Below are 7,098 nucleotides of genomic sequence, written 5' to 3'. Positions count from 1 at the left end.
GCCTTGAGCTCGGGGGAGTGGGTGTTGCGTTTCTGATTCGACATCATCGATCCCTTCGAAATCGGCCAGGCGATAGCTTAAACCAGTGTCTGGATTTCAGGGTCCACTATAGCGGCACCGAACCTTTGGGAAATTCCCTTCACCTTCTAAATCGCCGCTGGTCTCTTGTACTATCGCCGCAAAGTGCTCTGCCAAGCGTCGGCCAGAACCCGACTTGATCCCAATGGAGCCATCCTGGTTCAGGTAATGCCGAAGATTAACGATCCACGTATCAGTCATACGATTGCAACACCATCCGATAGATAGCCTTAACGCGGAGCGAAGCGGCGGCCCGTCAGGGACGTCCGACTTACGCGGTTTGTTAAGGCTTTCCAGGTAACTGGTAACTCACCTTCGAGCCGTTTGTGATAACGATTTTTTGTCGGATCAGTTCGTCCATAATTCTTGCCAACTCTTCTTCTTCTAGCTTCTTCATGAACAAAGAATTAATGGAGTTAGAGAGTGTCTTCACCGCTCTTGGCTTGGCTGCGCCGCGAGCCTTGAGAAATTCCACGATCGCATCGACTCGCTCAGCCATTGACTTTGAATTCGAGATTTTGAGAAGCGGAATCTCCGAAATATCCTTTTCTCTTTGGGCATAGATTCGCCTGGTCTTCAGGTGCTTAATCAAAGGATCGAAGCCAGTGTCTTTTGAAATAATATGGAAGTAGCAGTCTGGATCTTTTGCAGCGATGTTTCCAATATAGTACGCAATGTGAAAATCCAGCGTATTCGGTCCGTTTCCCTCAATTTTCACATACTCTGCATCAGCGCCGAGAGACTGCATGGCACATGCCAATTCGAATGCAATCTTTACCTGCTTCGAGCCGACAAAAACGATGACTTTGAAGCCATGTCCCTTGAGTAGCTCAAGATTTTTTGGCTGAACATTTTCGAAATCAATCAATACGTAATTGGTTTTCAAGGATACTTCCTCGCTTCCTTGCACTTGGCCTTAACAGGTATCGGACAGCGTGCTCGTTCATTGACTTGAACGAGCACGCGCGTTCAACAATCTTATCAAGCGCGTATTTTTTGTGACTAAATCATTGATTTTTCTAGGCCCGAAGCATAGCTCGGCTACCCATGCAGAATTCGCGTGCTTGCGAATTCTACCATCACCGATAAAACTGTACGTATATCCATGCGTCGGGAGGAAGGCCTTATGGATACACATCGCAGCTCGCCGGAGCTGATGGACCGGGTCAGGGCTACCATGCGCGTGAAATGCTACAGCCCGCGTACCGTGAAGACCTACTGCTACTGGATACGCTACTTCATTCGCTTCAATGGTGTGCGACATCCCGCCGGCATGGGAGGCCCCGAGGTCCGCGCCTTCCTGGAGCACTTGGCGGTGGAGCGCCAGGTGGCGGCGGCCACGCAAAATCAGGCGCTGAATGCCCTCTTGTTCCTCTATCGTCACGTCCTCGAACAGCCCTTGGGAGATGTCGGGGAATTCTCGCGTGCCAGGCGACCTCGCCGGCTTCCGGTGGTGCTGTCCCATGAGGACGTCATGCGTGTACTGAGCCAGCTATCTGGCCCCGTGAACCTGATGGCTACATTGATGTACGGCTCGGGATTGCGACTGATCGAAACTTGCCGACTGCGCGTCCGGGATATCGACGTAGAACGACTGATTATTACGGTGAGAGCCGGCAAGGATTTTGCCGGTGTCCGAAGCCCGCTCGGCTAGCGTTAATACGCAGGCTTCAGCCACGCTACCGCCCCTACCTGGGCATGTTCACGACCTGCAGCCATCCATGCGGTAGTCCTTGCGTGTCGCGCTGTGCCTTCCTGGCTCCCTGCGGGATATTCATTAGCAGAGCCTATGTGAGCCGGTGTAGGGTTGCAAAGTCGAGTTTGGTTGTAAGCGCCGCTCGCGGCTTCTTGCGGTGCTATGGTAGGGCTTTACCGAAGCGATGACGGAAGGAATCCCGCGTGAAATACCTCGGAGCCCATGTGAGTGCCGCCGGCGGCCCCGACCAGGCGGTGTTGCGCGCCGTGGAAATCGGCGCCGATGCCTTCGCCCTGTTCACCAAGAACCAGCGCCAGTGGCATGCCAAGCCGCTGACCGACGAGGCCATCGAGGCTTTCCGCACGGCCTGCGAGGCGCACGGTTTCGGCCCGGGGCAGATCCTTCCCCACGACAGCTACCTGATCAACCTCGGCCACCCGGAGAGCGCCGGGCTCGAGAAGTCCCGCGCGGCCTTTCTCGACGAATTCCAGCGCTGCGAGCAGCTCGGCCTCACCCTGATCAACTTTCATCCCGGTAGCCACCTGAACAAGATCGGCGAAGGCGAGTGTCTCACCCGCATCGCCGACTCCATCAACCAGGTGCTCGCCGAGACCCGCGGCGTGACGGCGGTGATCGAGAACACCGCCGGCCAGGGCACCAACCTGGGCTGGCGCTTCGAGCACCTGGCCGAGATCATCGCCCAAGTCGACGACAAGTCGCGGGTCGGGGTCTGCCTCGATACCTGCCACGCCTTCGCCGCGGGCTACGACCTGCGCACTCCGGAGGCCTGCACCGCCACGCTGGATGAATTCGACAAGGTCGTGGGCTTCGCGTATCTACGCGGCATGCACCTGAACGACGCCAAGAGCGAGTTTGCCAGCCGCGTCGACCGCCATCACAGCCTGGGCCAGGGCAACATCGGGCTGGACGCCTTCACCACCCTCATGCGCGACCCGCGCATCGACGAGATCCCGATGGTGCTGGAAACCGTCGAGCCGGCGATCTGGGCCGAGGAGATCGCCTGGCTGCGCGCTCAGATCGCCGACACCTGAGTGACGCCGCGAGCCGGCGCCGCCCTGCCCTGACTCGAGCCCTCAGTCGTGCCCATCGCGCCCTGACGCCGGCTCGGCCTTTACCGACTCGGCCTCATCATCGATATCCTCGCCGATAAAGCCGCCAGACTGGCGCCGCCACAGGGCGGCATAGAGGCCGTCCTTGGCCAGCAGCTCCCGGTGGCTGCCGCTCTCGACGATCTGGCCCTCATCGTTCACCACCAGACGGTCGAGCATGGCAATGGTCGAAAGCCGATGGGCGATGGCGATCACCGTCTTGCCCTCCATCAGCGTGTAGAGCTGCTCCTGGATCGCCGCCTCCACCTCGGAGTCGAGCGCCGAGGTGGCCTCGTCCAGCACCAGGATGGGCGCGTTCTTGAGCAGCACCCGGGCGATGGCGATGCGCTGGCGCTGGCCGCCGGAGAGCTTCACGCCACGCTCGCCCACATGGGCATCCAGGCCACTGCGGCCCTGGAGATCCACCAGATCGTCGATGAAGGTGTCGGCATGGGCGCGACGCACCGCTTCCTGGATCTGCGCTTCGCTGGCCTGGGGGCTGCCGTAGCGGATGTTGTCGCGCACCGAGCGGTGCAGCAGCGAGGTGTCCTGAGTGACCATGCCGATGTGGCGGCGCAGCGATTCCTGGGTCACCTCGGCGATGTCCTGACCGTCGATCAGGATACGCCCGCCCTCCAGATCGAAGAAGCGCAGCAGCAGGCTGGCCAGCGTCGACTTGCCGGCCCCGGAGCGGCCGATCAGCCCCACCTTCTCGCCGGGGGCGATGGTCAGATCGAGGCCATCGAAGACGCGAACGCCCTCTCCATCCGGGCGCGCATAGCCGAAGCGCACGGCATCGAAGCGTATCTCGCCCCGGGGCACCGTCAGCGTCCTGGCATCGGGCGCGTCCTGGACTGCAGGCTCCTGAGCGATGGTGTTGAGGCCATCCTGTACCGTGCCGATGTTCTCGAACAGCCCGGCCACCTCCCAGAGAATCCAGTCGGACATGAAGCGGATACGCATCACCAGGGCGATGGCCACGGCGATGATGCCCAGCGAGACCGTCTCCAGGTACCAGGCGCCGATGGCCATGGCCGCCACCCCGGTCAGCAGCAGGGAGTTGAGCACCGTCAGGCTCACGGTCAGGCCGGTGGCCAGGCGCATCTGCCGATACACGGTGCCCATGAAGCCCTCCATGGCATCGCGGGCGTATTCCTGCTCACGGCGGGTATCGGCAAAGAGCTTGATGGTCTGGATGTTGCTGTAGCTGTCGACGATGCGCCCGGTCATCACCGCCCGGGCGTCGGCCTGGGCCATGGAGACCGCCCGCAGGCGCGGCACGAAGCCCCACATGATGGCGATATAACCGGCCAGCCAGAGCACCAGCGGCAGCATCAGCCAGGGCTCGGCGCGGCCCATCAGCAGCATGGCCCCGGTGAAGTAGACGAGCACATAGACCATCAGGTCCATCAGCTTCATCACCGTCTCGCGCATCGCCAGCGCCGTCTGCATCACCTTCTGGGAGACCCGCCCGGCGAACTCGTCCTGATAGAAGGCCAGGCTCTGGCCGAGCATATGGCGATGCGCCAGCCAGCGGCCGATCATCGGGTAGTTGCCGAAGATGCTCTGGTGGGTCACCAGCGCCTGCAGCAGGGTCAACAGCGGCAGGCCGACCACCACCAGCGCCGCCATGCCGGCCAGGCGCCAGCCATGTTCGGCGAAGAAGCCTTCGCGCTCGGCGCCGGCCAGCCAGTCCACCAGGTCGCCCATGTAGCTGAAGAAGAGCACCTCCGCCGCCGAGACCAGCGCCGTGAGCAGCGACATCACGACCAGCAGCGGCAGCACCGGCCGCGAGAAGTGCAGGATAAAGGCGAACAACCCCCTGGGGGGTGTGCCCCAGTTGTCCTCGGGATAGGGGTTCACCAGGGTCTCGAAATAGCGCAAGAGGGCGCGAATCATGGCAGCAATCCGGTTGCATGGGGTGAGCTCGACGTGCTCGAGGCGCGTGGAGGAGAGCCGAGCCGAGCCGAGCCGAGCCGAGCCGAGCCGAGCCGAGCCGAGCCGAGCCGAGCCGAGCCGAGCCGAGCCGAGCCGAGGGCAGCCTACCCCGCTCCGCCCTCACCTGCTGAGGGATCAGCCGGCAGTAGCTCTGGGGCGACTCTCAGCTCCTGCCCTGATCAGCCCTCTCCGTCTTAGGCAGCGGTGAGTTGCGCTCTCTCCCGCCAGCCTCGCTGGCTAACCCTCGAGGTCCCGGCGCTTGCGCTCATATTCTTCCCGCTCGATCTCTCCCCGTGCATAGCGCTCTTGCAGGATGTCGAGCGGTGTTTTCCGAGACGCGTTGCCACTGTCCTTGCCACTCACCCACAGCCACCGTAAAAGCGCGACGGCTCCCAGGATGACCAGCCCCCAGAACAAGATCATGAAAATCCCGCCAAAGCCCATCCATCCATGCCCATTGCCCCAACCCATCATTCTGATCTCCTGAAATCATTGGTCAACCGTACTATCCGCCGCGTGGATCTTGCCGTCAGCCGAGCGGCCCTGGTATCCAGCTGGCCGGCCTGACCGTGCCTAGGTAAAGCCCGCCAGGCGATGCAAATTCCGCGCGCTTGCGGATGTTACCGATACCCACAGTACCGGATACCTGTCCAGATGACAGGAAGCCTACCGAGTGCTCGTGGAGACGCTCAATGCCGTCACCGTGAGCAAGATCAGACCCATGCCAGCCAGTTGGATCGCGACCAGGCTCTCATCGAGCGCCACGACGCCGAACAGCGACGCCGTGACCGGCTCGACCATCGCCACGATGGAGGCCACGGCCGGGGCGGTATAGTTCAACCCGACGATATAGAGAATGAACGACACGCCGGCGCCGAGCACGCCCAGCGTGACGAAGAGCGGCCAGCTCGATGTGCTCAACGCGGACAGGGTCTGCTGGGTATCGCCCAGCGCGAACAGGATGAGCGAGAGTACCGCGAAGGCGATGACGAGAATGGCCTGGGGGCTGCCGTGGGGTGCGGCGTACTTGAAGCCGAAGATGAAGACCGCATAGGAGAGCCCGGAGAGCAGCCCTGCGATGACGCCGACGGGGGTCACCCCGCCCGGCTGGACGTCGTAGAGGCGCGTCAGCAGCACGATCCCCAGCATGACCATGGCAATGGCGGCCCACTTGAGCGGCGTGGGGCGTTCGAGCTTGAGGGCGAAGGAAACAAGAAACACGAACACCGGCGCGCAGTACATCAGCGTCGCCGCCACCGCCACGCTGCCCTCGGAGATACTCACGAAGTAGAAGGTAAAGTTGCCGGCCACGCCCAGGCCCGCCATCGCCGACCAGAACCATAACCGGCGATCAGCCAGGCCGCTGCCGCCCGGGCGCAGCGCCAGCCAGACGAGCACGAACAGAAGGCCAATCGCGCCACGGTAGAAGGAGACGACCAGCGGGTCCCAGCCGTCGGCCATGAGCACGCCGCCGATGCCGCCGGACAGCCCCCAGAACAGTGCAGCCAGCATCACGAACAGCGTACTCAATTTCGCCATGTGCGCTCCTTCGGTGGTGTCGGGAAACCTGCGGCGCGCTCAGCGGCCAGCGGTTCAGGAAAGGGGGCTGAAGAGGCGGCGCATGATGGTCACAGTCTCGCCGCGGTAGTCTCGCGCCTCGATGTCGCGCCATCCCAGACGTCGATAGAGCGGCTGCTGATCCGGCGTGTAGAGGTAGAAATGCTCAACCCCATGGGCCTGCGCCTCGTCTTCCACGCGCTGGACCAGCCGCGAGGCGATGCCCCGGCCGCGCCACCCGGGCCGCACGAAGACCGACGCCAGCCAGGGCGTCAGGTCGCGGCGGTCGCTCATGTCGTCGGCCACCAGGCTGGCGGTGCCCACCGGCGTATCGCCATGCAGGGCGGCAAACACCGACGGCACGCCGCCCGCCGCACACTCCTCGCGCAGCAGGGCGGTGGCGGTGTCCAGGCGTCTGCCCGGGTGCAGATGCCCCCAGGTATCGTGGATCCACTGAGCCAGGATGGCGACGCGGTTGTGCGCCTCGATGGCGGCGAAGACGGCCTGGGGAGAAATCCCCAAGCTCTGCAGCCTCGCCAGATCGAAGTCGAGATGCATCCGCTTCTGGCGCTCGCCCAGCACCTGCGCCTTGTTGACGCCCTCGACCCGCTGCAGCCGATCGCGGATCGCCTCGGCCTCGCGCACCATCTCGCGCACCGGCCTGCCCGCGTATAACGCCATAACGCAACGCCCCCACGCCAGGCAGCTGGCGCGGGGGCG

7 protein-coding genes are annotated in these 7,098 nt (G+C 62.8%); 2 read left to right on the top strand and 5 right to left on the bottom strand.

Features of this window, described 5'->3' with window-relative positions; genetic code table 11:
• Window positions 1–361: 361 nt before the first annotated feature.
• The gene (locus OP498_RS17020) at window positions 362–964 is read right to left on the bottom strand and encodes a PIN domain-containing protein (RefSeq protein WP_280554517.1); all 603 of its coding nucleotides are present in this window, start codon (window positions 962–964) and stop codon (window positions 362–364) included.
• Between the two features lie 240 nt (window positions 965–1,204).
• On the opposite strand from OP498_RS17020, the gene OP498_RS17015 reads away from it, so the two are divergent.
• Window positions 1,205–1,732 (top strand): phage integrase N-terminal SAM-like domain-containing protein, encoded by a 528-nt coding sequence (locus tag OP498_RS17015; protein WP_280554516.1) that lies wholly within the window; start codon window positions 1,205–1,207, stop codon window positions 1,730–1,732.
• Between the two features lie 245 nt (window positions 1,733–1,977).
• Window positions 1,978–2,826 (top strand): deoxyribonuclease IV, encoded by an 849-nt coding sequence (gene nfo / locus OP498_RS17010; RefSeq protein WP_280554514.1) that lies wholly within the window; start codon window positions 1,978–1,980, stop codon window positions 2,824–2,826.
• Between the two features lie 42 nt (window positions 2,827–2,868).
• On the opposite strand, the gene OP498_RS17005 is transcribed toward nfo, so the two are convergent.
• The 4 genes from OP498_RS17005 to OP498_RS16990 form a co-directional block, all read right to left on the bottom strand.
• Window positions 2,869–4,782, bottom strand: coding sequence for an ABC transporter ATP-binding protein (locus OP498_RS17005; RefSeq protein WP_280554513.1), 1,914 nt, complete (start codon window positions 4,780–4,782; stop codon window positions 2,869–2,871).
• Window positions 4,783–5,058: 276 nt separating this feature from the next.
• Window positions 5,059–5,295 carry an SHOCT domain-containing protein gene (locus tag OP498_RS17000; RefSeq protein ID WP_280549091.1) on the bottom strand — a complete coding sequence of 79 codons (237 nt, stop codon included), beginning with the start codon at window positions 5,293–5,295 and terminating at the stop codon, window positions 5,059–5,061.
• Between the two features lie 192 nt (window positions 5,296–5,487).
• Window positions 5,488–6,360, bottom strand: a complete 873-nt coding sequence (locus OP498_RS16995) for a DMT family transporter (RefSeq protein ID WP_280549093.1) — start codon at window positions 6,358–6,360, stop codon at window positions 5,488–5,490.
• Between the two features lie 54 nt (window positions 6,361–6,414).
• On the bottom strand, window positions 6,415–7,059 hold the full coding sequence (locus tag OP498_RS16990) for a GNAT family N-acetyltransferase (RefSeq protein WP_348533496.1): 645 nt from the start codon (window positions 7,057–7,059) through the stop codon (window positions 6,415–6,417).
• Between the last annotated feature and the right edge of the window lie 39 nt (window positions 7,060–7,098).

The sequence above is a fragment of the Halomonas sp. 25-S5 genome, assembly GCF_029889845.1.
In the GTDB taxonomy this organism is placed as follows: Bacteria; Pseudomonadota; Gammaproteobacteria; order Pseudomonadales; family Halomonadaceae; genus Halomonas.
This window is presented reverse-complemented; position numbering and strand designations above follow the sequence as displayed.